Origin of the sequence: Paracoccus sp. (in: a-proteobacteria) (assembly GCF_030538655.1) — a bacterium.
GTDB lineage: Bacteria > Pseudomonadota > Alphaproteobacteria > Rhodobacterales > Rhodobacteraceae > Paracoccus.
The window spans coordinates 1-24,316 of record NZ_JAUNTO010000012.1; the positions used below are offsets into that span (position 1 = coordinate 1).

A 24,316-nucleotide genomic window follows, 5' to 3' on the forward strand; every position below is an offset into this window, starting at 1 on the left:
CCATTTCAGACATTGGCCCGCAGCCACGAGACCACCTGATGTCCGACTCAAAAAGCCAACAAAATCAGGCATCTTCTGTCTGTAAATATCCATCTTCGGGCGCTTGCCTGCATCGGCACACCCTTGCGACCCGCCCCAAAAACACCACCAAAATCAGCCACCCTCCGTCTGTAAATATCCCACGGGGTAAGGAGGATCAGAAAAAAGGTCCACTGGACCTTTTCCCACCGAACCCCCGGCCTTGAGGCGCTACCTAGCCAGCCGCACCACCTCGTCATGCGGACGATCCAGCCGCCCCGCCAATCCGTCGCGCATCGCCACGCGCAGGATACGTCGGTAAAGCCCGGCCTGATCGCCATAGCGCCCCGCCTGCCGCCGCCATTTCAGCGCCAGCACCGGTAACAGCGGCCAGAACCAAACCCCCGCCGCCACCCGATAGGCCAGCAGCGCGTTGCGGTGCATGTAATATACCTTCCAGATCGGGTTCAAAATCAGAGTGTTACCCTGAATCGAGGCCGTGTCATGCTCGAACCGCACCAAGGGTTCAAACCCCAGCCGTAGCCCCTTGCGCCGCATCGTCAGCGTGTAAAGCTGATCGTCGCCATAGATGAACAACCCTGCATGGGGAAACCCCGCCCGCCGGATGGCATCGCGCGACAGAAACAGCCCCACAAAAGACGCCATATCCACCGCCATCGGCCCGGCATCGGGTGCATAGGCGGCATCCGGCAGATGAAATCCCCGCCGCCCGCGCCGCAGCGTGCGCAGAAATTCCGGTATATGCCAAAAGGGGTTACGGTAGGGGCGGTTCATCTCGCACACCGTGCCATCCGGCGTCAGCACCGCCGCGCCCACGGCATCCCACTGCCCCGGCGACAGATCGCGAAAGGCGGCGATGGCCCCCGCGCAGGGCCGCCCGTCATCATCCATCACCACCACCCAATCAGGGTCGAACCGCTGCACGACATGCCGCAGCCCCAGCGAAAAGCCCCCCGCCCCGCCGCTGTTTTTACTATGGAAAACAACGCTCAGCCTTGGGTCGTCCAGATTGCGCAGCCAATCGCCGGTGCCATCATCCGAGGCATTGTCAAAGATCACGACATGATCCAGCGCCTCGTCCAGCAGACGACGGACGGTCTCTTGCAGCTTGTCCAGCCGGTTATGGGTCACGACCAGCGCCGCGATCACGGCACTGGCCCTATCCGATTGCCTCATCAGCGTGGCTGGCCCAAACCACCCGCCGCGATGGCTGCCATGTTCAGGATATCGCTGACGGTCGAGTTGGTGGCGCAGATCTGAATCGGCCGGGTGACGCCGGTCAGGATCGGGCCGATCACCGTCGCCCCCGCCATTTCCTGCAACAATTTCACCGAGATACTGGCCGAATGCCGCGCCGGCACCACCAGCACATTCGCTGGCCCGCTTAGTCGACTGAACGGGTAACGCGCCGCCGCCTCGGCATTCAGGGCCACGTCCACGGTCATCTCGCCTTCGTATTCGAAATCGACGCCACGCGCGTCCAGAACCTTGGGTGCCTCGGCCATCTTTACGGCGCGTTCGCTGATCGGATAGCCAAAGTTAGAAAACGACAGAAAGGCCACTCGCGGCTCAAGCCCCAGTCCCCGCGCGACCTGCGCACCGCGGACGGCAATATCCGCCAGATCCTCGGCCTCGGGCCATTCATGAACCAGCGTGTCGCCGATCAGCACCACGCGGCCCTTGTGCAGCAAGGCGGTGATGCCCACGGTGTGATCTTGCGGACGCACGTCGAACACCTGCCCGATCTGCGCCAGAACATGCGCGCTTTTGCGGGTCGCGCCGGTCACAAGCCCGTCGCCATGCCCATGCGCCAGCATCAGGGCTGCGAACACATGCCGGTCGCGGTTGACCCGTTTATGCGCATCCTCGCGGTCAACGCCCTGACGTTGCAGGCGTTTATACAGAAATTCGTAATAGCTGTCCAAATGCCGGGCATTGCCCGCGTTCACCACCTGAATTTCCCGCACGGCATCGCCAAGGCCCACGGCCTCGAGCTTGTCCTTCACGTCCTGATCGCGGCCCACCACCAGCGCGGTGCCCATGCCGCCCCGCTGCCATGCCACGGCGGCGCGCAGCACGCGCGGATCGTCGCCCTCGGCAAAGATCATCCGCGCCTGATTTTGCCGCGCCCGCGCATGGATCGCATTCAGGATCGAGGCCGTCGGGTCCATCCGTGCCCGCAACGACTGGGCATAGCCCTCCATGTCGATGATCGGGCGACGGGCAACGCCGGTGTCCATGCCTGCCTTGGCGACGGCGGGGGGGATGACGTGGATCAGACGCGGATCGAACGGCGTCGGGATGATGTAATCGCGGCCAAAGGTCAGCTTGCGGCCATAGGCCACCGCCACCTCGTCGGGCACATCCTCGCGCGCCAGTTCCGCCAAAGCATTGGCGCAGGCGATCTTCATGTCGTCGTTGATGGCGCGGGCGTGAATGTCCAGCGCGCCCCGGAACAGATAGGGGAAGCCCAGCACGTTATTGACCTGATTGGGATAATCGCTGCGCCCCGTCGCCACGATGGCATCGGGGCGGACGGCCTGTGCTTCCTCTGGCGTGATCTCGGGATCGGGGTTGGCCATGGCAAAGATGACCGGATTATCGGCCATGCTTTCGACCATTTCCGGCGTCACCGCCCCTTTGGCCGAGACGCCAAGGAACACGTCGGCACCCACCATCGCCTCCTCCAGCGTGCGGGCGTCGGTGACAACGGCATGGGCGGATTTCCACTGGTTCATGCCCTCGGTCCGGCCCTGATAGATCACGCCCTTGGTGTCGCACATGATGCAGTTTTCGTTGCGCGCGCCCATGGCCTTTATCAGCTCCAGACAGGCGATGCCCGCAGCCCCCGCGCCGTTCAGCACGACCTTGCAATCCTCGATCCGCTTGCCCGACAGTTCCAGCGCGTTAATCAGACCGGCGGCGCAGATCACGGCGGTGCCGTGCTGGTCGTCGTGGAACACCGGGATGTCCATCATTTCCTTCAGGCGGGATTCGATGATGAAACATTCGGGCGCCTTGATGTCTTCAAGGTTGATGCCGCCAAAGCTTGGCCCCATCAGGCGGACGGCCTGAATGATTTCCTCGGGGTCTTCGGTGTCCAGTTCGATGTCGATGGCGTTCACATCGGCAAAGCGTTTGAACAGCACCGCCTTGCCCTCCATCACAGGTTTCGAGGCCAGCGCGCCAAGGTTACCAAGGCCCAGGATCGCGGTGCCGTTGGAAATGACCGCCACCATATTGCCCTTGGTGGTATAGTCATAGGCGGTTTCCGGTCGCTCGGCGATGGCCTGAACCGGCACAGCGACGCCCGGCGAATAGGCCAGCGACAGATCGCGTTGCGTCGCCATCGGGGTCGAGGCTACGATGTCGTATTTCCCCGGACGCGGCTCCATGTGATAGGCCAGTGCCTCTTCCGGCGTGATGCGTGCGCTGCGGTTCTTCTGATCGCTCATCTGTGTGTCCCCCCTGTTACCCTGTGTTAACGCGCGGCAGCGCTATCCTCAACTGGCAAGCCGCGCCCAAAGAACGGGTATTTGATCAGGCAAGAGGCGGCTTCCTGTTTGTCTAAATACGCATCTTGGGGCAGAATGGTTTTTACAGCGTGATCTTAACGAAACTGTCGCGCAGCGCCGCCGACCATGCTGCGCTGATGCGCATGAAGTCGGGGTCGCCCTCAAGGATGCGGCGGCGGCGTGTCACCTTGCAGGTGTCTTTTTCGATCACCGCCAGATCCAGCGGCATTCCGACCGACAGGTTCGACCGCAGCGTGGAATCCATCGACAGCAATACGGCCTTTTGTGCGTCTTCAAGGTTGGTGGCGGGTGTAATCACGCGATCCAGAATCGGCTTGCCATATTTATGTTCGCCGATTTGCAGAAAGGGCGTGTCCTCGGTCGCTTCGATAAAATTGCCTTCCGGGTAAATCAGAAACAGCCGCATGTCGCCGCCCGCCCGCTGGCCGGCGACGATCAGGCTGGCACTGGCCTGCGTCTGCCGCAGGTCGCGCAACTGATCCGAGATTTCGCGCCGCGTCCGCGCCAGACAATCGCCAATGATCGAGGCCACCTGCAACATCGTCGGGGCCTTCATGATCGAGGTGGTCTCATCCGCCATCTCATCGGCGACCGCTTCTCGCAGTCGGGCCACGGTGGTTTGCGTCACTGACAGCGATCCGGCGGTCAGAATGGCGATCACCCGTTCGCCGGGATTTTCAAAGAAGAACATCTTGCGATAGGTGGCAATATTGTCCAGCCCGGCATTGGTGCGCGTGTCCGACAGCAGCACCAGCCCTTCGTTCAGTTTCAGCCCGACGCAATAGGTCATGATCCGGTCCGCACCCCTTTTTGCCGCGCAGGATACGGTGGCTGCAACCTGCCCGCAACCAAAGCCGCATCGGGTTCCCATCGTCTGGCGCAACGTTTTATTGCCATGGTGTTGCCTGCGGCCCGCACCAGAGATTCCGTATCTGGCCGCAACCGGCAGGCGTATGGGCGGCTGCCGGTTACAACTCGTCCACTTTGACCGTTACGGCCAGCATTTCGGCCCCCGGCCCGGCGCGCATCCCGCGAATGGGGGCCGCGTCCGATGAATCCAGCCCCGAACCCAGCCGGACATAGCGATCATCGGGGCAGCAGCGGTTGGCGGCATCAAAGCCGACCCAGCCCAGGCCCTGAATGTGAATCTCGGCCCAGGCGTGGGCGGCGTCATGGGGCGTGCCGTCGATGGTCGAATGCAGATAGCCCGAGACATAGCGCGCCGGCAGATCACGCAGCCGCGCCACGGCGATCAGCGCGTGGGCGTGATCCTGACACACCCCTTCCCCCAGGGCGAGCGCCTCGGCGGCGGTGGTGCGGGCGTCGGTCACGCCGGGACGATAGGTGATGGCATCCGCCACCGCGCCCGACAGCCGATGTGCTAGATCCAGCGCGGTATCGCCGCTGGCCGCCGTCGCCAGATCGCGCAGCGCCTGATCCGGGGCGGTGGCGGCGGTCGTGCGCAGATAGGCCATCGGGTGAATGATCTCGCGGTGGCCGCGCAGCACACCGGCCAGATCGGTGGTTTCCACCACACCCGAACAGTGCACAGTGATTTCATCCAGCGGGCCGCGCACCGTCCAGCCCTCGACCCAATCGCCCGCGCCATCGCGAAAGGCCGGGCCGCGTTGCCCGCCGGTCACGTCGATCTGCCAGCTTTCCGTCTTTTGTCCGTCGCAGGCCGAAGGCGTCAGGCGCAGGCTCTGGATCAGGCTTCTGACCGGCAGGTCATAGTGATACAGCGTTTCATGCAGGATTTTCAGTTTCACGACTGCATTCCCCCGGCCAGATAATCCTGATGCACCAGAACCGAGATGGCGGCGATTTCGCCGATGAACCATGTCAGAAACTCGTGCAGACCTTCATCAAAGATCATTTCGATGTCATGGTTTTGCAGCCGGTTCAGAACTTCACGTGCCTTGTCGCGGGCGGTATGGGGCACAGCCGCGCCGTATCGCCGGGCCAGCCCCTCAAGGTTCCAGACGGTTTCATACAGCGAGGTAATCAGCGACCGCGGGCTTTCGCCGTTCAGGATCATGAAATCGGCCACCCGCCCGGCGGTCACATCGCCGCCATAGGCCCAGTGGAACGCCCGATGCGCCGACAATGCACGCAGGATCACCTGCCACTGATAGCTGTCCAGTTCCGAGCCGACAAATTCGACACGCGGCAGCAGGACGAAATATTTCACATCCAGAATCCGCGCCGTCGCATCGGCCCGTTCCAGCCCATAGCCAAGATTGATGAAATGCCAGCCGTCATTGCGCAATTGCGTGGCATTGATTGCCCCCCGCACGGTCGAGGCGCTTCGGGTGACGAAATCGGTCAGGTCCGCGCCCTCTAACTGGCCGCGCGGCATCCGTTCGATGCGGCGCAGTTCCTGATATGCGCTGTTCAGCGCGTCCCAGACTTGCCCGGTCAGCGCGGTGCGGACAATGCGCCCGCCTTCGCGCGCTTTTTCGAAACAGGACACCACGGATGAAGGGTTGCCGCGGTCGAAATACATGAATTCTTCGATGTTTTCCTGCGAGAGATGATCGTATTTATCAGAAAACAACTCTGCCGTGCCCGAAGCGCGCAGCAGCGAGTTCCTTTCGTTTTCATATCCCTCGCCACTGTTCGGCATCAGCGTGATGCGCTGGCCCACATGCAGCAGGCGGGCGGCGGTTTCGGCGCGCTCCAGATGGCGGCCCATCCAGAACAGGTTGGCGGCGGTGCGGCTGAGCATATCCGTTTCCCCTTATTCCGACAGAACCCAGGTGTCCTTGACCCCGCCGCCCTGCGACGAGTTCACCACCAATGATCCTTCGCGCAGCGCCACGCGGGTCAGCCCGCCTGGCACCAGCTCGATCCGGTCGCCGCACAGGCAATAGGGCCGCAGGTCCACATGGCGCGGCGCGATGCCTTCATCGACAAAGGTCGGCACGGTGGACAGCGACAGCGTGGGCTGGGCGATATAGTTATGCGGGTTCGCCTCGATCCGTTTGCGGAAATCCTCGATCTCGGCCTTTGTCGCCCTGGGACCAACCAGCATCCCGTATCCGCCTGATCCGTGAACCTCTTTCACCACCAGATCGGGCAGGTTGGCCATGACGTGTTTGTAATCGTCATCGTTCCACAGCGTCCAGGTCTGGACGTTGTTCAGGATCGGCGTTTCGCCCAGATAAAAGCGGATCATGTCGGGGACAAAGGTATAGATCGCCTTGTCATCAGCCACCCCCGCACCCGGTGCCGAACAGATGCTGACCCCGCCGGAGCGGTAAACATCCATCAGCCCCGGTATCCCCAGCATGGAATCGCGGCGGAAACACAAGGGGTCGATGAACGGGTCATCAATGCGGCGGTAAATCACATCAACCCGCTTTGGCCCCTGCGTCGTGCGCATATAGACAAACTCGCCATCGACGAACAGATCCTGTCCCTCGACCAGTTCGACGCCCATCAGATTGGCCAGAAAGCTGTGTTCGTAATAGGCGCTGTTGAAATGGCCCGGCGTCAGGATCACGCAGGTCGGGCGGTCGCTGCACTTCGCCGGGGCGACCGATTCCAGTGTGCGGCGCAGCAGTTCGGGGTATTGATCCACCGGCTCGATCCGGTTGCCGCGGAACAGATGCGGGAACATGCGCATCATGATCTCGCGGTTTTCCAGCATATAGCTGACGCCGGATGGGGTGCGGCAGTTATCCTCAAGCACAAAGAACTCGTCCTTGCCGGTGCGCACAAGGTCGATGCCGATGATGTGGCTGTAAACCCCGCGTGGCGGGACAAAGCCGACCGCCGCCTTTTCGAACGCCTCGTTCTGATAAACCAGCCTTGCGGGGATACGGCCCGCACGCACGATTTCGGCGCGGCCATAAACATCGCGCAGGAATGCGTTCAGGGCGCGGGCGCGCTGTTTGATGCCGCGTTCCAGACGCCGCCATTCGTTCTGTTCAAAGACGCGCGGCATCATGTCAAAGGGGATCAGCCGGTCCGGGTCGCCCCCCTCGCCATAGACGGCGAAGGTAATACCGATGCGGCGGAACAGAGCCTCGGCCTCGGCCTGTTTCATCTGGCGCAGGTCGGTGGGCATGGTATCGACCCAATCGTTCAGCATGGCATAGGGCGCGCGCACCTGATCGCCGTCATACATCTCGTTGTAATACGTCATCCGTCTTCCCCCGGCCCGGAATTTTTGCCCGATGGCCTTGGGAAAGGAAACTATTCCCGGCAGAACAGAGTCCATGCCCCGCCGGGCTTTTTCCCCGGCGGGTTAGCAAAAATTTAGAGTTGCCGCGTTTTTTGGCGATCTGCCCGTTTCGCGGGCGATCAGTTGGTGCGCCAGCCCCCGTCGGGCAATGCGGCCACCGAGGCGCGCGCGGCAAGGTATTCGGCGGCCAGCGCGTCGATATAGGCGCGCACGGGTTGCACGTTGCGGATCGCGCCGATGCCCTGACCGGCACCCCAGATCTGGCTCCACGCCTTGGGTTTGGCACTGGCGCCGGTGCTGGCAAAGTTCATCGTTTCCGCATCGGCGCTATCCAGTGCATCCGGGTCCATTCCGGCATTGCGGATCGAGGGGGCAAGGTAATTGCCCGAAACCCCGGTAAACAGCGACGAGGTGACAATATCCATCGCGCCGCTGTCGCAGATCATCTGCTTGTATTCGGGCTGTGCGTTCGCCTCGGTCGTGGCGATGAAGGGGCTGCCGATATAGGCCAGATCGGCCCCGGCCACCTGCGCCGCCAGCACCGCCCGCCCGGTGGCAATCGCCCCCGACAGCAGCAGCGGGCCATCAAACCAGTCGCGGATTTCCTGCAACAAGGCAAAGGGCGACTGCCGCCCGGCATGGCCACCCGCGCCCGCGGCCACGGCGATTAGCCCGTCCGCGCCCTTTTCGATCGCCTTGCGGGCAAAGCGGTTGTCGATAATGTCATGCAGCGCGATACCGCCGCAATCATGCGCCGCGGCGTTCACCTCGGGGCGGGCACCCAGCGATGTGATCCAGACCGGCACCTTGTGGCGGTGGCAGATTTCGATGTCGCGATCCAGCCGGGTGTTGGATTTATGCACGATCTGGTTCACCGCAAAGGGCGCTGCGGGCTGATCGGGGTTGGCCTGATTGTGCCGGTCCAGTTCCTCGGTGATGCGGGTCAGCCACTGATCCAGCAGTGGCGGATCGCCCGCCGCCTCGCGCGCGTTTAGCGCCGGAAAGCTGCCGACGATGCCCGCCTTGCATTGCGCGATGACCAGTTCCGGCCCGGAAACAATGAACATGGGCGATCCGACAACGGGAATGCGCAGATTTTGCAGGACAGGTGGCAGCATCGGTTCCTCCGGGTGGTTGTGCGGGAAGATGCCGCGCCCCCGCCTGCGCGGCAAGGCGTGACGTTGCGCCGCTTGCGTCCGGCCCCTGTGCTGGCAAGATGGCCGCATCGAAAAGGAGAAGCCATGCCCCGCACCGCGATCTTGCTGGCGGCCCTGATGCCGTTGCCTGCCCTTGCCACCGACCTTGCCGCCATGCCCGACGACTCCCCCCGCATCGCCGTCATCACCGCCTTTGCCCCCGAAATCGCCGAGCTTGCCCCGGCGATGGATCAGGGCGAGGTGGTGCGCATCAACGGCATCGACTTCATTCAGGGCCAGCTTGAGGGGCGCGACGTGGTGCTGTTCCAGTCGGGTGTTTCAATGGTGAATGCCGCCATGACGACGCAGCTTGTGCTGGATCGTTTCAACATCGAAAGCATCGTCTTTTCCGGCATCGCGGGCGGGATCGACCCGGATCTGAACATCGGTGACGTGGTGATCGCGGGGCAATGGGGGCAGTATCTGGAAAGCATCATGGCACGCGAGACGGACGGCGGCTTTGCCATCCCGCCGTTTCTGCAATCGCAATTTCCGAATTACGGCATGATATTCACCAATGACGTGACGGTGGCCAGCACCGCCAGCGGGCAGCCGCAGCGCAAGTTTTGGTTCGCCGCTGATCCCGCGATGCTGGACCGGGCGCGCGCCGTGGCCGAGGGCTTTGATCTGGCGGCCTGCAATGCCGACAACCTCTGCCTGTCCGAGCCGCCACAGATTGTCATCGGCGGCAATGGCGTGTCGGGTTCCGCCTTTGTCGATAACGCCGGGCTGCGTGACTGGATTTCGGACACGTTTCAGGCGCAGGTCGTCGATATGGAAAGCGCGGCGGTGGCGCAGGTCGCCTTTGCCAATGACGTGCCGTTCATCGCCTTCCGCTCGCTGTCCGATCTGGCCGGCGGGGGCGAGGGCGAAAATGAGATGGGCGTGTTCATGTCGCTGGCCGCAGCCAATTCGGCGGCTTTGGTGCGGGCCTATCTTGCGGCACCCTAGGCGGGCCTGCTGCGGCGGGCTGGCCCGGAGCCGGGGCGGATGATCCGGCATGGGTGCAAAAAAGCGATTGCGATCACGTTATCTTAGGATCAATCCTTTACCGTGGGGTGGCCGGTCTTACACCGGCAAGAAGATGAAGCGGGGGAAAACATGACACCGATTGAGCCGGTCCACGGTGCCGGAATACTGCTTTTGATCGCTGCGGGTGCGGTGGCGGTGCTGCTGGTGCTGATCCTGCAATTCCGGCTGCACGCCTTTGTCGCGCTGGTGCTGGTCAGCCTGATAACCGCGCTGGTCGCGGGAATCCCCTTCGCCGATGTGGTGCCAACGCTGCTGAGCGGGTTCGGCAGCACGCTGGCCAGCGTCGCCTTGCTGGTCGGGTTCGGCGCCATGATCGGCCGCATTCTGGAAATCACCGGCGGCGCGCAGGTGCTGGCCGACCGGCTGATCGGCCAGTTCGGAGAATCGCGCGCGCCCTTTGCCCTTGGTGTCGCGTCGCTGCTGTTCGGTTTCCCGATCTTTTTCGATGCCGGTCTGGTGGTAATGCTGCCGATCATCTTCAGCGTCGCCCTGCGCTTCGGAGGCTCGGTGCTGCTGTATGCCCTGCCCTCGGCGGGGGCCTTTGCGGTGATGCACGCCTTTCTGCCGCCGCATCCGGGGCCGGTCGCGGCGGGCGATCTGCTGGGCGCTGACATCGGCCTTCTGGTGATCGTCGGGCTGGTTCTGGCGCTGCCCACCTGGTATTTCGGCAGCTATCTGTTCGCCATGTGGGCGGGGCGCAAATTCGTGCTGCCGGTGCCGGCGTTGCTGGGGGCCGATCTGGACGCGCCGCATGACGGGCCGAAACCAGCCTTTGGCACGGTGATGCTGGTGCTGCTGCTGCCGCTTGGGCTGATCTTTCTGAACACCGGGCTTGGCACATTGGTGACAACCGGGGCGGTCGATGGGTCGGCGCTGTGGGTCAATGTGCTGCGCATGATCGGCCAGACGCCGGTTGCGCTGCTGATTACGGTGCTGGTCGCCATGTGGCTGCTGGCAGGCGGGCGCAGCGCCCGGACGATGGAAAAGATCATGAACGATGCGCTGGCCCCGGTCTGCGCCATCATTCTGGTGACAGGCGCAGGTGGTATGTTTGGCGGCGTTCTGCGCGCCAGCGGCATCGGTCAGGCGCTGGCGAACAGTCTGGAATCGGTCGGGATGCCGCTGATCGTCGCGGCCTTCCTGATCTCGGCGGCGCTGCGGGTGGCGCAAGGCTCGGCCACAGTGGCGCTGACCACCACGGCGGGCCTGCTGGCGCCCACGGTTGCGGCCAGCACGGGGCTAAGCTCGTTCGATCTGTGCTTCCTTGTCATCGCCATCGCCTCGGGGGCGACGGTTCTTAGCCATGTCAACGATTCGGGCTTCTGGCTGGTCGGCCGGTTCCTGCAAATGGACGAACGGACGACCCTTCGAACCTGGACGGTGATGGAGACCCTGCTGGGCGGCATCGGCTTCTTGCTGGCGCTGATCGGATGGTGGCTGCTGTGATGGCGCAGTTTCAGCATATCGTCGTGATGGGCGTGTCGGGCAGCGGCAAAAGCACGGTCGGCGCTGAACTGGCCGAAGTTCTGGGCTGGCAGTTCATCGAAGGCGATGCCCTGCACCCTGCCGCCAATATCGCCAAGATGTCCGCCGGAATACCGCTGACCGATGAGGACCGCTGGCCGTGGCTGCGCGCGCTGGCGGGTCGCATCGCCGAGGGAGAGGCGGCCCGCGCCCCTACCGTCGTCGGCTGTTCGGCCTTGAAGCGCAGCTATCGGGATGTGCTGCGTCAGGGCGCGCCTCGGGTGCGGTTCGTGCATGTCTGGGGCGACCGGCAGGTGCTGGAAACCCGGCTGAATGCAAGGCCCGGCCATTTCTTCCCGCCCGCGCTGCTGGATACCCAGATCGCCACGCTGGAGCATCTGGCCCCGGACGAGGATGGGGTGATCGTCGATCTGGCATGGACCACCGACAGGCAAGTGGCCTCGGCGCGCGAACAACTGGGACTTTGATCTCGGATAGGGATCGGGGGCATTGCGCGCATCGCTGCATCCGCGTGGCGGGCGATGGCAAGATCCTTGCAAACTCCGATAATCCTGTGCGCGGCGCTTTCGACCAGCGCGGCCAGCGCAGCCCCGCAAGATAAAGGGCGCGCATTGCAGCGCGCCCTTTGAGTTCTTCACGCCCGGTCTGCTGGTCGTCACTAAGACCCCGCAGACAAAGATGCGCGGCCTGTCAGACCGCCCACCGCAGGATCGCGGCAACCGGGCTGCCTGCATCCGGCAGATCATCTGCGCGCACCGACAGCACACGCCCACCCTGCGCCCGAACCTTCAGCGCGATCTGATCGGTCAGACCATAGGTTTCCGCCGACGGCGCATCTGCCGTCTGAATTGCGCCGTCCTCGTGCAGGATACCCGGCACCACCTTGTCCATATCGACCAACAGAGTCTGCACCGCGCCCGACACAGCCGCCCGTGCGATGGTAGCCAGATCGGCACTGGCGCGGCCTTCGTTCGCGCGGGTTTCATACAGATCGTGCAGTGCCTCGATCTTGTCCTTTTGCAACCCTTCCATAATCGGGCGGGCGGCTTCGGCCAGTTGAGCGGGGGTCTTGTGTTCGGGGTTGCCCTGAATGGTTTCGCTGGCTAGCCCCGGATAATCGCTTTGCTGCGTGAACACATGTCGCAGGGGGTCGGCGGCGGCCACGATCAGCGGGCGTTCGCTATCGCCCAACAATTTGTGCAGCGCCTTATCGACCGCACGCACATATTGGCGGTGCCGCACCTCTTTGCCCTCGGAACCGTGAATACGTGTATTCTGCGACCGCTCGTTCGTCTCGGTCAGCCCAAGCGCGTCATAGGCATCCTTGGGCATCCCTGGCACGTCCACCTCATCCGTCGCACCTTCGGCGGGAACGTCGATCAGGCGCACACTGTTTTCTGCAAGAGCCAGCACAAAGGCGCTGTTAGAAAAACTTGTCGCGCGCAGTAGCGGTTTCAGATGAAAGCGGTCGGCCACATGGACCGAATCTGTCAGCCGGTTGGCCAACCGGAAGATACGCAGCCGTTCTGGCGTGACGAACAGCGCCAGCCCATACGCCTGATAGGCCCAGAAGCCCGTATCCTCATCCAGTTCCGCCAGTTGTTCGCTGATGGCCTGCACGTCGCGTTTATCGGCACCTGTGGTTTCAAGCTGTGTGGTTTCAAGCTGGGTGATGGCTTCGCGTGCGTGGTTTTTCAGGCTGATGCGGGTCAGATCGGCGTCCTGCGTCAGCGGCGTGGCGGCCAGATAGATGGACACCGCCGCGAGGCTGCGGGTGTCGGCCAGTTTGTCGATCTGCGTCTGGGTCGGAATATCAAGATAAAGCACGAAATCTCCCTTTATGTGGTTCACAGATCGAACGCACAGGTGGCGGTGAAGTTTCATCTTGCCGTCATGGGTTTGATTTTTATTAAAAAAACTGATTTCAGGGCGGATGCCAAGCATGGCTGGGCAGATGCTGACAAGATTCCCATCACGCTGACAGCGGCACTGGTGCCGGTAATAGCCGTGCTGGCCAACGAACCCAACGCCATGCCGCACAACGGGTTATGCGATGCAGCTATCGGTTTCACCCGCCTGCGCGATGTGCGCTTTGATGGCAGGATGCAGGCCATGCCCTTTGTCAGCGTCGGCGCGCGGGTCGATTACCAGATTAACGACCGTATCAGGGGTTTTGCCGCCCTGAACTGGCAGCGATTTTTTGAACGGTGCGGTGATACGTTGTCTTCGGAAATCGGCATTGGTGCCGGTCAGGGGCATCCGCCCGCAGCGCCGGGGCAGAGCTTGGGGTCGCCGCGCAGTCGGTTGGGCGAACAGCGTGATTCTGAGGCGGTGATGCAGCAAGGCCCCGGCGAACCGGGGCCTTTGGGTCTCAGGGAACGGTTTTCAGTGGACCGTTGGTTCGCCTCGCGGGCCTTCGCCCACCGCGCCCAGCTTGTGCCCGGCGGTGCCGACATGATCGCCCACGATCAGCCCGTCATCGCCGGCGCTGACACGGACTGTCTGCCCGTCCAGCACCTCGCCCGACAGCAGCATTTCCGCCAGCGGATCTTGCAGCGCGCGCTGGATCACCCGTTTCAAGGGACGCGCGCCGAACACCGGATCATAACCTTCCTCGGCCAGCCAGTGCATCGCCTTGTCGTCCAGATCCAGCGTGATCTTGCGCTGGGCCAGCCGCTGTTCCAGCAGCCACAGCTGGATGCGCACGATCCCGTCCATATTCTCGCGCGTCAGGCGGCGGAAGATGATGATCTCGTCCAGACGGTTCAGGAATTCGGGGCGGAAATGCGCCCGCACCGCCTCCATCACATCGGCCCGTGCAGCGCCGCTGTCGGCGTCGGCAGGCAGATGCGACAGCGCCTGCGCGCCAAGGTTCGAGGTCAGCACGATCAGCGTGTTCTTGAAATCGACCTTGCGGCCCTGACCGTCGGTCAACTGCCCGTCATCCAGCACTTGCAGCAGGATGTTGAACACATCCGGATGCGCCTTTTCCACCTCGTCGAACAGCACGACGGCATAGGGCCTGCGGCGGACAGCCTCGGTCAAGGCACCGCCTTCGTCATAGCCGACATAGCCGGGGGGCGCACCAATCAGCCGGCTGACGGCGTGCTTTTCCATATATTCCGACATGTCGATGCGAACCATCGCATCTTCGTCGTCGAACATATATTCGGCCATCGCTTTGGTCAGTTCTGTCTTGCCGACGCCCGTGGGGCCAAGGAACAGGAACGACCCAAGCGGCCGCTTTTCATCCGACAGTCCGGCCCGCGCACGGCGCACGGCCTTGGAAATGGCGGTGACGGCCTCGGCCTGACCGATGACGCGCTTGCCAAGGATTTCCTCCATCTTCAGCAGCTTGTCACGCTCGCCCTCCAGCATCTTGCTGGTGGGGATGCCGGTCCAGCGTTCGACCACCTCGGCGATTTGTTCGGGGCGCACGGCCTCTTCGACCATCAGGGCGTTGTCCTGATCCTCGGATTCGGCCAGTTGCTTTTCCAGCCCAGGAATAATGCCGTAAGACAGCTCACCGGCGCGGGCCAGATTGCCTTCGCGCTTGGCCTGATCCAGTTCGGCGCGGGCGCGGTCAAGCTGTTCTTTCAACCCGCGCGCGCCTTCCAGACGGTCGCGTTCGCCCTGCCAGCGGGCGGTCATTTCGGCGCTGCGCTGTTGCAGGTCGGCCAGGTCTTTTTCCAGCCGTTCCAAGCGGTCGCGCGATGCCGCGTCATCCTCTTTCTTCAGCGCCTCGGCTTCGATCTGCATTTGCAGGATCTGCCGGTCCAGCGCGTCCAGTTCCTCGGGCTTGCTGTCAACCTCCATCCGCAGACGACTGGCGGCTTCGTCCACAAGGTCGATGGCCTTGTCGGGCAAGAAACGGTCGGTGATATAGCGGTTCGACAGTTCCGCCGCAGCCACCAGCGCAGCATCGGAAATGCGCACGCCGTGGTGGAGTTCGTATTTCTCCTTGATGCCGCGCAGGATCGAGATGGTATCCTCGACCGTGGGCTGTTCGATCAGCACCGGCTGGAACCGGCGGGCCAAGGCCGCGTCTTTTTCGATATATTTGCGGTATTCGTCCAGCGTAGTCGCGCCGACGCAATGCAATTCGCCCCGCGCAAGGGCGGGTTTAATCAGGTTCGCGGCATCCATCGCGCCATCGGTCTTGCCTGCGCCGACTAGCACGTGCAATTCGTCGATGAACAGGATGATTTCCCCGGCGGCGTTTTCGACTTCTTTCAGGATCGCTTTCAGCCGCTCCTCGAACTCGCCGCGGTATTTCGCCCCGGCGATCAGCGCGCCCATGTCCAGCGCCATCAGCTTTTTGTCGCGCAGAGATTCCGGCACATCGCCGTTGATGATGCGCAGCGCCAGCCCCTCGGCGATGGCGGTTTTACCGACGCCGGGTTCACCGATCAGCACCGGGTTGTTCTTGGTGCGGCGCGACAGCACCTGCATGGCGCGGCGGATTTCCTCGTCCCGGCCGATGATCGGGTCGATCTTGCCCTGTTCGGCCGCCTCGGTCAGATCGCGGGCGTATTTCGACAGCGCCTCCATCGTGTCTTCGGAACTGGCGCTGTCAGCCGTGCGGCCCTTGCGGATGTCGTTGATCGCCCCGTTCAGCTTTTGCGCGGTGACGCCGCCCGCATCCAGTGCGTCCTTGGCGTTGGTGTTCACCATTGTCAGTGCCATCAGGATGCGTTCGACCGGCACAAAGCTGTCGCCCGCCTTTTTGGCGATCTGTTCGGCCTCGTCCAGCACGCGGACCATGGACGGATCGACGTAAACCTGACCGCCGCCGCCCTTGACCTTGGGCAGCTTGGCCACGGCCTGATCCACGGCGCTGCGCACGGCCTGTGCATTGCCGCCGGCGCGGGTAATCAGGTTGGCCGCCAGCCCCTGATCGTCATCCATCAGCGCCTTGAGCAGATGTTCGGGAACAACCCGCTGATTTTCTTCGCGGATCGCGATGGTCTGAGCGGCCTGAATGAAGCCGCGAGACCGTTCGGTAAATTTTTCCATATTCATGTGATAACCCTCTTTCAGCCCCCGCAGATGCGCCGCCCGTCATGGCACGGCGTGGTGCGGGTCTGGCCTTTAGATGTGGTCCGGTCAGGCAGCGTTCAAGCCTGCGGCGGTGCAAAAGCAGCATCGAAAAAGGCGACCTCCAGCGCCACGGCGCGGCGAAAGAAATCGCGGGCGGTTTCGGCGTCATCTGGTCCGATGCGATCCAGTTCGGCGCGCAGAAAGGCCACGAAATCGCGGAAATCCGGATTGTCGTGCAGTGTGATCCACTCGGCATGGACAAAATTGCCGGGCAGGGGCTGTGGCGCGCGGCTGGCCCAGTCCAGATACAGCCATTCCGCGACATTCAGCACCGACAGACAGGCGACATAGGAACCGCTGGTCGCCGCCTCGCGCATCAGATCGGCAAAGCCGGTGGTCGGCGCGGTGTTGGGGGTGGCGGCGCGGTCGGCCTCGGTCACGCCAAGCGCATCGAAGGCGCGCAGGAAATAGGTGTTTTCCTCGGTCGAGACCATGCCGACGAACCGCCCCAGACGCAGCCGGGCCGCCGTGCTGTCGGCCGTCGCCATCGCCCCGCCCAACAGCGCCAGAAAACTGTCCAGAAAGCGGTGATCCTGCACCAGATACCGCGCCATGACCGCATCGGGCAGGCTGCCGTCGAAAACGCCTTTGACGAAATCGTGGTGAACCGCGCGGTCCCATTCGGCCCGGACCCCGGCCTGCAATTGATCGGTAAAGCGTGTCATGTCTTTCTCCGCTGCGTTTGGCGCAGGATGCGGCGTCGGGACCGGGGTTTCAACCAGCTTGGCGTCATGGCACAAGGCGGGCATCAATCAGGGGTGATGACGATGGACGACAGGCTGATCGTGGCGCTGGATGTGCCCAATGCGGTGGCGGGGCTGGATCTGGCCGGACGGCTGGGCGATGCGGTGGGTTTTTACAAGATCGGGCTGGGGATGCTGACCGGCGGCGGGCTGGCCCTTGCCAATGAGCTGAAGCAGGAACATGGCAAGCGCATCTTTCTGGACATGAAGCTGTTCGACATCGGTGCCACGGTCGAAGCCGCCGTGCGCGGGCTGGCGCAGTTCGATCTGGATTTCCTGACCGTGCATGGTGACCCGCATGTGGTGCGCGCGGCCAAACAGGGGGCGGCGGGCAGCAATCTGAAAATTCTGGCGGTCACGATCCTGACCTCGCTGGACCGGGCTGATCTGGATGCGGCGCTGATTGCGCCCGGCGATCTGCACGATCTGACCGTGGACCGCGCCGCCCGCGCCTTTGAGGCGGGGGCCGACGGCATCATCTGTTCCCCGCGCGAGGCGGCGGCGATCCGTGCCTTGCCCGGCGCGGGACTGATCGTCACGCCGGGCGTGCGGCCTGCGGGCACGGACAAAGGCGATCAAAAGCGGGTCGAGACGCCTGCCGCCGCGCTGGCTGCCGGGGCGGATCACATCGTTGTCGGGCGACCGATCTGGCAGGCGGCCGATCCACGCGCCGCAGCAAAGGCCGTGCTGGATGAGATCAAAGCCGTTTGAAATAGTGGGCAACCAGCCAGGGTTCATACCCTGCGCGCCCCGATAGAACCGGCGCGCCGGGGCGTGTCCGCTGTCGCCGATGGTTTCGACCATGACCATCCCTAACCCCGCGTCGCGCAGATGCTGTTCGGCAAAGGCCGTCTGTTGCCGCCCTATGCCTTGCCGTTGCTGGTCGGGGCGGACGGCAAGGATATGCACTTTGCCCGTCTGATTTTCGGGGTGCAGGCGCAGGCCAATAAAGCCCGCGACCCTATCGGACCGCATCGCCAGCCAGACCTGATCGCCGTGGCTGGCCAGAAACGCGGCAATATCCCCGGTAAGACGCTGTTCCAAACCCTTTGGATAAAAGGCATCCTTGGCAAAGCGCTGCGCCTCGGTCGCGGTGTGAGGCAGGACGGGGCACCATGTTGACAGGGCCAGAGCGATGACCTGATCCCGGAACGGTTTCGGATAAGGGCATTTCGGGTGGGGCATCGGCGCACTCTGATACGGCAACGGACGCTGCGTTAAGGGGTTGTTGATCGCTCTGCGCGACCGTGCAACCCTTTGGCGAAACGGGGGACATCATGGCCAGCACCATAACCGCAGCCCAGCAGGCGCTGCACGATCAGCAAAAGGCCGATAACGATCTGGTTCTGTCGTTCCGGTCGGTGCGGCGCGCGGTCGGGCTGCTGGGGTTTTTCCTGCCGGTGGCGCTGTTTCTTTACAGCCTGATCCATCAGCAGCCGCCACTGCCCACCATGTCGGATTACCACTACAGCCCGGTCGGGGTGATTTTTACCGGCACGCTGTGCGCGATTGCGGTGTTTTTGTGGTCCTATCAGGGGTTTCGCCGTCTCAAGGACCAGTTCTTCAGCGATCTGGTGGTGGCGCGGGTGGCGTCACTCGGGGCGCTTGGCACGGCGTGGATTCCGGCGCTGCCGCGTTTTGACCTGCCGCTGTGTGATCTGGCGGCGCTGCCCGCCAATTGCAATTTCGTTCAACAATTGCTGACGCCGGGACTGGCGGGCTGGGCGCATGTGCTGTCGGCGGCGGTGTTCTTTGCCGCGCTGGTGGTGTTCTGCCTGATCCTGTTCACCCGCAGCCCCGATGACACCGCCGAACGCCGCGCCAGCAAGCTGATCTATCGCATCTGTGGCGTGATTATCATTCTGGCGATGCTGGCCATTGCTGTTTTGTGGGGCCGCCCCGTTGCGCCGGGCAGTCTGTGGCAGCCGGTGTTCTGGGCCGAGGCGGTGGCCTGTTTCGCCTTTGCGACCAGTTGGGCGGTCAAGGGCGACGGGATGCGCTGGCTGGTTCGTCTGGCGGTGCGTATCACCGGATAAGGGGGCACCTATGCAGGCTTGCCCGCCACCATTTCCGCCACAATATCGCGAAAGGCGGGGATCGCCTGCGGGTGGCTGATGAACTCGGCCACGGGCATCAGGCGCAGCGCCTGACCTTCGTCGCCCAGCCGGGCCGATGCAGCCTCGTCCGCGGTAATCGGCAGGATGAAATACCAGCCGATCCGCCCCGGCTTGCTGATCGAGGGGCGGGGTTCGGCGCGGGTGATGCGATCCTGGCCCAGATGCAGCCCGGTTTCCTCGGCCAGTTCGCGCAGCGCGCAGTCGGGCGGGGTTTCGCCCGGCTCGGCACCGCCGCCGGGCAGATCCCACATGCCTGCCCATGGCAGGCCGGGCAGATCGTCGCGCTGCATCACCAGGATGCTGTCGCCGCAGGTCAGGATCAGCTTGGCCCCGACAAAGCGTTCTTTGGCGGCGGGTGCACCAGTCACGGTCGTTTCAGTCATTGTCGTTGATGTCGCGATCCCAGATGCGGACCTCGCCCCGGCTGCGGGGCAGGGCACGGCGCAGGATCAGCCAGATCACCCCTGACAGAACCGCCGTGACGACCAGAGCCATCGGCAGGCCGCCCGTCCACAACCCGGCCAGCAGCGCCATACCCATCAGCGCCGTGGCCAGTGCGATGCCGATAAAGAACCAGCCCGGCAGCGCCAGTTCCAGCGCCGCCAGCAGCAGCGCGGCGTTCAGCCAGATCCAGCCGTTCTGCCACATCATTTCTCTGCCCCCCGCAACAGCCGGAAGGCATCGGCAAAGGAATCCAGCGCGGCGGCGGGGATCAGCACGGTCTGCTTGCCCGGCCCGTTGCCCACGGCGGTCAGCGCATCGACCTGTTTCATCGCCACCTGATATTGCGCGGCCTGAATGCCACCTTTGGCGATCGCCTCGGCGATGGCGGTGGTGGCGAATGCCTCGGCCTCGGCCAGAATGCGTTTGGCCTTGGCCTCTTGCTCGGCGGCATACAGATCGCCGTCGGCGGCCAGTTCGACGGCGCGGCGCTTGCCCTCGGCCTCGGTCACTTGCGCGCGGCGGGCGCGTTCGGCGTTCAGCTGTTGCAGCATGGCGGCGCGGGTCGCCTCGTCCAGATTGACGTCGAGGATTTCGGCGCGCGTCACCTCGATCCCCCAGTCATCGACGGCATCGGCGACCGATTCCTTGACCCGCGTAATCAGGGCGGCGCGGTTCGATTGCACCTGATCCAGTTCCATCGTGCCGATTTCCGACCGCACGATCCCGGCGACGGTGGTGGCAATGGCGGCGTCAATGTCGCGGATGCGATAGACGGTCTTTTCTGGTTCGATGATCCGGTAAAAGACCGAGGTTTCCACCTGCACCAGCACGTTATCGGCGGTGATCGCGTCCTGCCGGTTGGTCGGCAACTGCCGTTCCAGAATGGAAATGCGGTGCGCCACACGGTCGATGAACGGGGTGATGATATTGATCCCCGGCCCCAGAACCGAACGCAGCCGCCCAAATCGCTCGACCACGAATTTTTCTGACTGCGGCACGATCCGCACGGCGGATGAGATGGCCCAGTAAATGACAATGGCCAGAACGATCAGCGCGATGTTCCGGGACAACAATTCAATAATCTGATCGGGCATTCGTCCTCCGCTGGATTATTCGGCGGCCATCAGGCTGCTGGTGCCCCCCGCATCAAGCCGCGACAGGGTGCGGATAACCCGGTTCATCCGCGCGGCAAAGACGGAAAAGCCGGGCAGGGGGGTGATGCTGGTTTCGTCCATATACAGGCTGCGGTCGATTTCCACCTGCACCACATGGATATTCTGCGCCGGTCGGCCATAGGCGGATGCGATATAGGCCCCGGCGAAGGGCGCGTTGCGGCGCACGCGCCAGCCCTCGGCGTTGAAGGCTGCGGCAATGATGTCGCTGATGCGGGTCGAGGCCGACAGCCCGTGCCGGTTGCCCAGCACCACATCGGGCCGCGCCCCGCTGAGATGGTTCAGCGCATCGCGGGGCATCGAATGCATGTCGATCAGGATCGCCTGGCCGAATCGCGCCTGCGCCGCGCAGATCATCGAGGTCAGCGCCTGATGATAGGGCCGCCAGTATTGGTTGATTCGGCGGTCAGCCTCGGTCCGGTCGATGGGGGTGTCGTGAATGGCCCGTCCCTGTGTGACGACACGCGGGATCACCCCCAGCCCGGCCAGGGTCCGCTGATTCAGCGGATGCCGGGGCACGCCGCGCACGATATGCGGGTCGATTTCATCCGCGCCCCGGTTCAGATCAACCAGGCAACGCGGGAAACGGGCCGTCAGCGTGGCTGCGCCATGCCGGGGGGCGGATGCGATCAGACGATCAACAAAGGCATCCTCAGAAGATCGTAGCACATTTCGCGGCAGCGATGTGCCCGCCAGAAACCAGTCGGGATAATGATCGCCCGAATGAGGAGAGCCGAAGATCACGCCACTGGCCCAGTCGCCGGGGACATTCATTTCAAAGGGCGGCGGATCATAGGTCATGTTGCGGCCTTGGGCGGATTGGTTGCCAATGTATAGCTTGTTTCGTTTGTCGCCAATAGCACTTGAAACCCCTGCTGCCTGCCTATATAGACACGCGGACCAAACGCGGTTTGGCCGGTGCAGCCCCAATGGCTGCTGGCAGAATCACCAAGGTTCGGGCGGTTAGCTCAGCGGTAGAGCACTACGTTGACATCGTAGTGGCCACTGGTTCGATCCCAGTACCGCCCACCATTTATTCGCCGCCCCCGGCATTCGCGTCGGGGGCATTTCGTTTTCGCCAAGGCGGCCAGCGCAGCGCCGCGACAAGAGGAGAGACCGATGAAGGTTCGCAACTCGCTCCGCTCGCTCAAGAGCCGGCACCGTGATTGTCAGATCGTCCGCCGCAAGGGGCGCATCTACGTCATCAACAAGACGAATCGTCGTTTCAAGGCCCGTCAGGGCTGAGGCACGCGATTTTGCGAAACGAACAGCCCGCCGGAAACGGCGGGTTTTTCTTTGCCCTGTTCCGGCCCAAGGTGGGGCTTTGGGCAAGCAGGAAACGGCGGGGCGATGATCGAGCGGTGGCATTCGGGCGAGGGCCGTGATTCGCGGGCGGTTTATTCCGGCTGCGGTGGCTATCGCTATGTTCTGACGCGCCGCTGGGGGGCAGGGGCGGCGCTGGTCTGGGTGATGCTGAACCCGTCGACCGCGACCGAGGCCGCGAATGACCCCACCATCGAGCGGGTCGAGCGGCGGACGCGGATGCTGGGCTATGATGCGCTGTCGGTGGTCAATCTGTTTGCATGGCGTGCGACGCGTCCAGCGGATCTGGCGCGGGCGGCTGATCCGGTCGGACCGCAGAATGACGCGATGATTCTGGAAGTGGTTGCCGAGGCCGGTGCGGTTCTGTGCGCCTGGGGTGTGCATGGCCGCCTGCTGGGCCGGGATCTGGCCGTGCGCGCGATGATGGCAGGATGCGGGCGGCCTTTGCTGCATCTGGGCTTGACGGCGGGCGGCGCGCCCCGGCATCCGCTGTATGTGGCTTATGCCCGCGCGCCCGAGGAGTGGCGCCCTTAACCCTTTATTGCGAAAGCATTTCGTTAAAGAAGTGTGAATCGGCTATCCTGTCCGTATGTAGTTCTGCGGAGAGTGGTGATGTGGGTGCTGGCCAGTGTGGTGAGCCTGTTGTTGGTCGGGGTTGCGATGGATTTTTCATCGGGCAGGGATGCCGCTGATGATGAGCCCTTGCCCGGTGATGACGACCTGCCCCCCGATGACACGCCCGAGGCGCAGCAGCCTGTCGATGGCGGTGCGGGTGATGACCAGATGGCGGGCGGTGACGGTGACGATCTGTTGCGCGGCCATGATGGTAATGACGATATGCGCGGCGGCGGTGGAAATGACACGCTGATCGGCGGTCTTGGCGATGACTGGCTGGAAGGGGATGGCACCCATGATGCGGCGGGTGATGATCTGCTGATTGGCGGGCGCGGCAATGACTGGCTGGCGGGGCAGGGCGGCGATGACACGCTGCGCGGCGGGCCGGGCAACGATACGCTGTTCGGCGGCACCGGCGATGATCTGCTGGAGGGTGGGTCGGGCGATGACTGGCTGTCCGGCGGCGAGGGCGACGATACGCTGATCGCCGGGCCGGGCGACGATGATCTGGACGGTGGTGCGGGGAATGATCTGCTGATCGGGAATGATCGCGGGCGGGCATGGCTGCATGGTGGCGCGGGTGATGACACGCTGATGCCGGGCGCCGGCGATTTCGCCGAAGGCGGCGCGGGGGCCGATACCTTTGTGCTGCGCGCGGTGGATGGGCGCGTGCCGATGATCGGTGATTTCGACGGGCGCGAGGACCGGATCGAGGTGCATCTGCCCGCCGACGCACCGGATGATGTTCTGATTGACATCGTGGAACACCGGAATGGCAATATGCGGCTGCATGTCGATGGCGTGGCGATGGGGGAGTTCAGCAACCCTCTGGCGCTGGATCAGGCGCAGATTGTTATCGTTCGCGCGTAACAGGGGTTTCTTTTCACGGCAGATTCCCCTATATGCGCGCATCCGCCGGGCATTTAGCCTGTGTGGTGCTCCACGGGCCTGAGCTGGACGACATCCCGGCCTGCGCCATAACCCTTTGATCCTGAAAGGAGACCCCGATGTCGATCACCGTTGAAGAAAAGAATCGCGTCATCAAGGAATTCGGCACCAAAGCCGGTGACACCGGCAGCCCCGAAGTGCAGGTTGCGATCCTGTCCTCGCGTATTGCCACGCTGACCGAGCATTTCAAAACCCACAAAAAAGACAACCACAGCCGCCGCGGCCTGCTGAAGCTGGTCGCACAGCGCCGCAAGCTGCTGGACTATCTCAAGCGCAAGGAAGAGTCGCGTTACACCGACCTGATCCAGCGTCTGGGCCTGCGCCGCTGATCCCGGCCCACGGCTGAACGACCGAACGCCCGTGGCATGTGCTGCGGG

The 24,316-nt window shown here is 63.3% G+C and carries 24 protein-coding genes, 1 tRNA gene and 1 pseudogene; 10 read left to right on the forward strand and 16 right to left on the reverse strand.

What is annotated here, in order from left to right; all coding sequences use genetic code 11:
* Nucleotides 1–249: 249 nt before the first annotated feature.
* The 7 genes from Q4G22_RS09400 to Q4G22_RS09430 all read right to left on the reverse strand — a co-directional run bounded on the left by Q4G22_RS09400 (nucleotide 250) and on the right by Q4G22_RS09430 (nucleotide 8,882).
* A complete protein-coding gene (locus tag Q4G22_RS09400; RefSeq protein ID WP_303385651.1) occupies nucleotides 250–1,215 on the reverse strand; it encodes a glycosyltransferase in 966 nt (321 codons plus the stop codon).
* Entirely contained in the window at nucleotides 1,215–3,494 is a 2,280-nt protein-coding gene (locus tag Q4G22_RS09405; protein ID WP_303385652.1) for an NADP-dependent malic enzyme, read from the reverse strand. Before Q4G22_RS09405 ends, Q4G22_RS09400 begins: the two co-directional genes overlap by 1 nt.
* Nucleotides 3,495–3,636: 142 nt before the next feature.
* Nucleotides 3,637–4,365 (reverse strand): proteasome-type protease, encoded by a 729-nt coding sequence (locus tag Q4G22_RS09410; RefSeq protein ID WP_303385653.1) that lies wholly within the window; start codon nucleotides 4,363–4,365, stop codon nucleotides 3,637–3,639.
* 178 nt (nucleotides 4,366–4,543) lie between these two features.
* The gene (locus tag Q4G22_RS09415; RefSeq protein WP_303385654.1) at nucleotides 4,544–5,344 is read right to left on the reverse strand and encodes a transglutaminase family protein; all 801 of its coding nucleotides are present in this window, start codon (nucleotides 5,342–5,344) and stop codon (nucleotides 4,544–4,546) included.
* Nucleotides 5,341–6,303, reverse strand: coding sequence for an alpha-E domain-containing protein (locus tag Q4G22_RS09420; protein ID WP_303385655.1), 963 nt, complete (start codon nucleotides 6,301–6,303; stop codon nucleotides 5,341–5,343). The genes Q4G22_RS09415 and Q4G22_RS09420 overlap by 4 nt, the downstream gene beginning before the upstream one ends.
* A 12-nt stretch (nucleotides 6,304–6,315) precedes the next feature.
* Nucleotides 6,316–7,725: a circularly permuted type 2 ATP-grasp protein gene (locus Q4G22_RS09425; protein ID WP_303385656.1), complete on the reverse strand. Its 1,410-nt coding sequence runs from the start codon at nucleotides 7,723–7,725 to the stop codon at nucleotides 6,316–6,318.
* Between the two features lie 158 nt (nucleotides 7,726–7,883).
* Nucleotides 7,884–8,882 carry a nitronate monooxygenase family protein gene (locus tag Q4G22_RS09430; protein ID WP_303385657.1) on the reverse strand — a complete coding sequence of 333 codons (999 nt, stop codon included), beginning with the start codon at nucleotides 8,880–8,882 and terminating at the stop codon, nucleotides 7,884–7,886.
* Nucleotides 8,883–9,005: 123 nt separating this feature from the next.
* Between Q4G22_RS09430 and Q4G22_RS09435 the strand changes: the two genes are divergently transcribed.
* The 3 genes from Q4G22_RS09435 to Q4G22_RS09445 all read left to right on the forward strand — a co-directional run bounded on the left by Q4G22_RS09435 (nucleotide 9,006) and on the right by Q4G22_RS09445 (nucleotide 11,944).
* Nucleotides 9,006–9,911, forward strand: coding sequence for a 5'-methylthioadenosine/S-adenosylhomocysteine nucleosidase (locus tag Q4G22_RS09435; protein WP_303385658.1), 906 nt, complete (start codon nucleotides 9,006–9,008; stop codon nucleotides 9,909–9,911).
* 150 nt (nucleotides 9,912–10,061) lie between these two features.
* Complete coding sequence (locus Q4G22_RS09440) at nucleotides 10,062–11,438, forward strand: GntP family permease (RefSeq protein ID WP_303385659.1); 1,377 nt, start codon at nucleotides 10,062–10,064, stop codon at nucleotides 11,436–11,438.
* Nucleotides 11,423–11,944 carry a gluconokinase gene (locus Q4G22_RS09445; protein WP_303385660.1) on the forward strand — a complete coding sequence of 174 codons (522 nt, stop codon included), beginning with the start codon at nucleotides 11,423–11,425 and terminating at the stop codon, nucleotides 11,942–11,944. Before Q4G22_RS09440 ends, Q4G22_RS09445 begins: the two co-directional genes overlap by 16 nt.
* 223 nt (nucleotides 11,945–12,167) lie before the next feature.
* Here the strand turns inward: Q4G22_RS09445 and Q4G22_RS09450 are convergent, their stop codons facing one another.
* The 4 genes from Q4G22_RS09450 to Q4G22_RS09465 all read right to left on the reverse strand — a co-directional run bounded on the left by Q4G22_RS09450 (nucleotide 12,168) and on the right by Q4G22_RS09465 (nucleotide 17,242).
* Nucleotides 12,168–13,304, reverse strand: coding sequence for a hypothetical protein (locus Q4G22_RS09450; protein WP_303385661.1), 1,137 nt, complete (start codon nucleotides 13,302–13,304; stop codon nucleotides 12,168–12,170).
* A 219-nt stretch (nucleotides 13,305–13,523) separates the two neighbouring features.
* Nucleotides 13,524–13,736 (reverse strand): hypothetical protein, encoded by a 213-nt coding sequence (locus Q4G22_RS09455; RefSeq protein ID WP_303385662.1) that lies wholly within the window; start codon nucleotides 13,734–13,736, stop codon nucleotides 13,524–13,526.
* Nucleotides 13,737–13,862: 126 nt separating this feature from the next.
* Nucleotides 13,863–16,499 (reverse strand): ATP-dependent chaperone ClpB, encoded by a 2,637-nt coding sequence (clpB, locus tag Q4G22_RS09460; protein ID WP_303385663.1) that lies wholly within the window; start codon nucleotides 16,497–16,499, stop codon nucleotides 13,863–13,865.
* 95 nt (nucleotides 16,500–16,594) lie between these two features.
* Nucleotides 16,595–17,242: a TenA family protein gene (locus Q4G22_RS09465; RefSeq protein WP_303385664.1), complete on the reverse strand. Its 648-nt coding sequence runs from the start codon at nucleotides 17,240–17,242 to the stop codon at nucleotides 16,595–16,597.
* 102 nt (nucleotides 17,243–17,344) lie between these two features.
* On the opposite strand from Q4G22_RS09465, the gene pyrF reads away from it, so the two are divergent.
* On the forward strand, nucleotides 17,345–18,031 hold the full coding sequence (pyrF, locus tag Q4G22_RS09470) for an orotidine-5'-phosphate decarboxylase (protein ID WP_303385665.1): 687 nt from the start codon (nucleotides 17,345–17,347) through the stop codon (nucleotides 18,029–18,031).
* A 99-nt stretch (nucleotides 18,032–18,130) separates the two neighbouring features.
* Here the strand turns inward: pyrF and Q4G22_RS15725 are convergent.
* A pseudogene (locus Q4G22_RS15725) lies at nucleotides 18,131–18,505 on the reverse strand (GNAT family N-acetyltransferase); the annotation flags it as partial.
* A 92-nt stretch (nucleotides 18,506–18,597) separates the two neighbouring features.
* Here Q4G22_RS15725 and Q4G22_RS09480 point away from each other — a divergent pair.
* Nucleotides 18,598–19,356 carry a hypothetical protein gene (locus Q4G22_RS09480; protein ID WP_303385667.1) on the forward strand — a complete coding sequence of 253 codons (759 nt, stop codon included), beginning with the start codon at nucleotides 18,598–18,600 and terminating at the stop codon, nucleotides 19,354–19,356.
* An 8-nt stretch (nucleotides 19,357–19,364) separates the two neighbouring features.
* Here Q4G22_RS09480 and Q4G22_RS09485 read toward each other — a convergent pair whose 3' ends face one another.
* From Q4G22_RS09485 to Q4G22_RS09500, 4 genes are read right to left on the reverse strand one after another with little or no spacing between them, the layout of a single operon-like run.
* Nucleotides 19,365–19,820 carry an NUDIX hydrolase gene (locus Q4G22_RS09485; RefSeq protein WP_303385668.1) on the reverse strand — a complete coding sequence of 152 codons (456 nt, stop codon included), beginning with the start codon at nucleotides 19,818–19,820 and terminating at the stop codon, nucleotides 19,365–19,367.
* Nucleotides 19,813–20,088, reverse strand: a complete 276-nt coding sequence (locus Q4G22_RS09490) for a hypothetical protein (RefSeq protein ID WP_303385669.1) — start codon at nucleotides 20,086–20,088, stop codon at nucleotides 19,813–19,815. The genes Q4G22_RS09485 and Q4G22_RS09490 overlap by 8 nt, the downstream gene beginning before the upstream one ends.
* A complete protein-coding gene (locus tag Q4G22_RS09495) occupies nucleotides 20,085–20,975 on the reverse strand; it encodes an SPFH domain-containing protein (protein ID WP_303385670.1) in 891 nt (296 codons plus the stop codon). Before Q4G22_RS09495 ends, Q4G22_RS09490 begins: the two co-directional genes overlap by 4 nt.
* A gap of 15 nt (nucleotides 20,976–20,990) precedes the next feature.
* Nucleotides 20,991–21,854, reverse strand: coding sequence for an N-formylglutamate amidohydrolase (locus tag Q4G22_RS09500; RefSeq protein ID WP_303385671.1), 864 nt, complete (start codon nucleotides 21,852–21,854; stop codon nucleotides 20,991–20,993).
* Between the two features lie 156 nt (nucleotides 21,855–22,010).
* On the opposite strand from Q4G22_RS09500, the gene Q4G22_RS09505 reads away from it, so the two are divergent.
* From Q4G22_RS09505 to rpsO, 5 genes are all read left to right on the forward strand, one after another.
* A tRNA-Val gene (locus Q4G22_RS09505) sits at nucleotides 22,011–22,085 on the forward strand.
* Nucleotides 22,086–22,172: 87 nt separating this feature from the next.
* Complete coding sequence (ykgO, locus tag Q4G22_RS09510) at nucleotides 22,173–22,298, forward strand: type B 50S ribosomal protein L36 (RefSeq protein WP_028725484.1); 126 nt, start codon at nucleotides 22,173–22,175, stop codon at nucleotides 22,296–22,298.
* A gap of 105 nt (nucleotides 22,299–22,403) precedes the next feature.
* Nucleotides 22,404–22,910 (forward strand): DUF1643 domain-containing protein, encoded by a 507-nt coding sequence (locus Q4G22_RS09515; protein WP_303385672.1) that lies wholly within the window; start codon nucleotides 22,404–22,406, stop codon nucleotides 22,908–22,910.
* Nucleotides 22,911–22,988: 78 nt separating this feature from the next.
* Nucleotides 22,989–23,861: a calcium-binding protein gene (locus Q4G22_RS09520; RefSeq protein ID WP_303385673.1), complete on the forward strand. Its 873-nt coding sequence runs from the start codon at nucleotides 22,989–22,991 to the stop codon at nucleotides 23,859–23,861.
* A gap of 137 nt (nucleotides 23,862–23,998) precedes the next feature.
* On the forward strand, nucleotides 23,999–24,268 hold the full coding sequence (gene rpsO / locus Q4G22_RS09525) for a 30S ribosomal protein S15 (RefSeq protein WP_303385674.1): 270 nt from the start codon (nucleotides 23,999–24,001) through the stop codon (nucleotides 24,266–24,268).
* Nucleotides 24,269–24,316: the final 48 nt, after the last annotated feature.

What these genes read in the sequence shown, in the direction of transcription:
- Q4G22_RS09400 (WP_303385651.1), bottom strand. Translation starts at nt 1,215, where the DNA reads ATGAGGCAATCGGATAGGGCCAGTGCCGTGATCGCGGCGCTGGTCGTG.
- Q4G22_RS09405 (WP_303385652.1), bottom strand. Translation starts at nt 3,494, where the DNA reads ATGAGCGATCAGAAGAACCGCAGCGCACGCATCACGCCGGAAGAGGCA.
- Q4G22_RS09410 (WP_303385653.1), bottom strand. Translation starts at nt 4,365, where the DNA reads ATGACCTATTGCGTCGGGCTGAAACTGAACGAAGGGCTGGTGCTGCTG.
- Q4G22_RS09420 (WP_303385655.1), bottom strand. Translation starts at nt 6,303, where the DNA reads ATGCTCAGCCGCACCGCCGCCAACCTGTTCTGGATGGGCCGCCATCTG.
- Q4G22_RS09425 (WP_303385656.1), bottom strand. Translation starts at nt 7,725, where the DNA reads ATGACGTATTACAACGAGATGTATGACGGCGATCAGGTGCGCGCGCCC.
- Q4G22_RS09430 (WP_303385657.1), bottom strand. Translation starts at nt 8,882, where the DNA reads ATGCTGCCACCTGTCCTGCAAAATCTGCGCATTCCCGTTGTCGGATCG.
- Q4G22_RS09435 (WP_303385658.1), top strand. Translation starts at nt 9,006, where the DNA reads ATGCCCCGCACCGCGATCTTGCTGGCGGCCCTGATGCCGTTGCCTGCC.
- Q4G22_RS09440 (WP_303385659.1), top strand. Translation starts at nt 10,062, where the DNA reads ATGACACCGATTGAGCCGGTCCACGGTGCCGGAATACTGCTTTTGATC.
- Q4G22_RS09445 (WP_303385660.1), top strand. Translation starts at nt 11,423, where the DNA reads ATGGTGGCTGCTGTGATGGCGCAGTTTCAGCATATCGTCGTGATGGGC.
- Q4G22_RS09455 (WP_303385662.1), bottom strand. Translation starts at nt 13,736, where the DNA reads ATGCCCCTGACCGGCACCAATGCCGATTTCCGAAGACAACGTATCACC.
- clpB (WP_303385663.1), bottom strand. Translation starts at nt 16,499, where the DNA reads ATGAATATGGAAAAATTTACCGAACGGTCTCGCGGCTTCATTCAGGCC.
- Q4G22_RS09465 (WP_303385664.1), bottom strand. Translation starts at nt 17,242, where the DNA reads ATGACACGCTTTACCGATCAATTGCAGGCCGGGGTCCGGGCCGAATGG.
- pyrF (WP_303385665.1), top strand. Translation starts at nt 17,345, where the DNA reads ATGGACGACAGGCTGATCGTGGCGCTGGATGTGCCCAATGCGGTGGCG.
- Q4G22_RS09480 (WP_303385667.1), top strand. Translation starts at nt 18,598, where the DNA reads ATGGCCAGCACCATAACCGCAGCCCAGCAGGCGCTGCACGATCAGCAA.
- Q4G22_RS09485 (WP_303385668.1), bottom strand. Translation starts at nt 19,820, where the DNA reads ATGACTGAAACGACCGTGACTGGTGCACCCGCCGCCAAAGAACGCTTT.
- Q4G22_RS09490 (WP_303385669.1), bottom strand. Translation starts at nt 20,088, where the DNA reads ATGATGTGGCAGAACGGCTGGATCTGGCTGAACGCCGCGCTGCTGCTG.
- Q4G22_RS09495 (WP_303385670.1), bottom strand. Translation starts at nt 20,975, where the DNA reads ATGCCCGATCAGATTATTGAATTGTTGTCCCGGAACATCGCGCTGATC.
- Q4G22_RS09500 (WP_303385671.1), bottom strand. Translation starts at nt 21,854, where the DNA reads ATGACCTATGATCCGCCGCCCTTTGAAATGAATGTCCCCGGCGACTGG.
- ykgO (WP_028725484.1), top strand. Translation starts at nt 22,173, where the DNA reads ATGAAGGTTCGCAACTCGCTCCGCTCGCTCAAGAGCCGGCACCGTGAT.
- Q4G22_RS09515 (WP_303385672.1), top strand. Translation starts at nt 22,404, where the DNA reads ATGATCGAGCGGTGGCATTCGGGCGAGGGCCGTGATTCGCGGGCGGTT.
- Q4G22_RS09520 (WP_303385673.1), top strand. Translation starts at nt 22,989, where the DNA reads ATGTGGGTGCTGGCCAGTGTGGTGAGCCTGTTGTTGGTCGGGGTTGCG.
- rpsO (WP_303385674.1), top strand. Translation starts at nt 23,999, where the DNA reads ATGTCGATCACCGTTGAAGAAAAGAATCGCGTCATCAAGGAATTCGGC.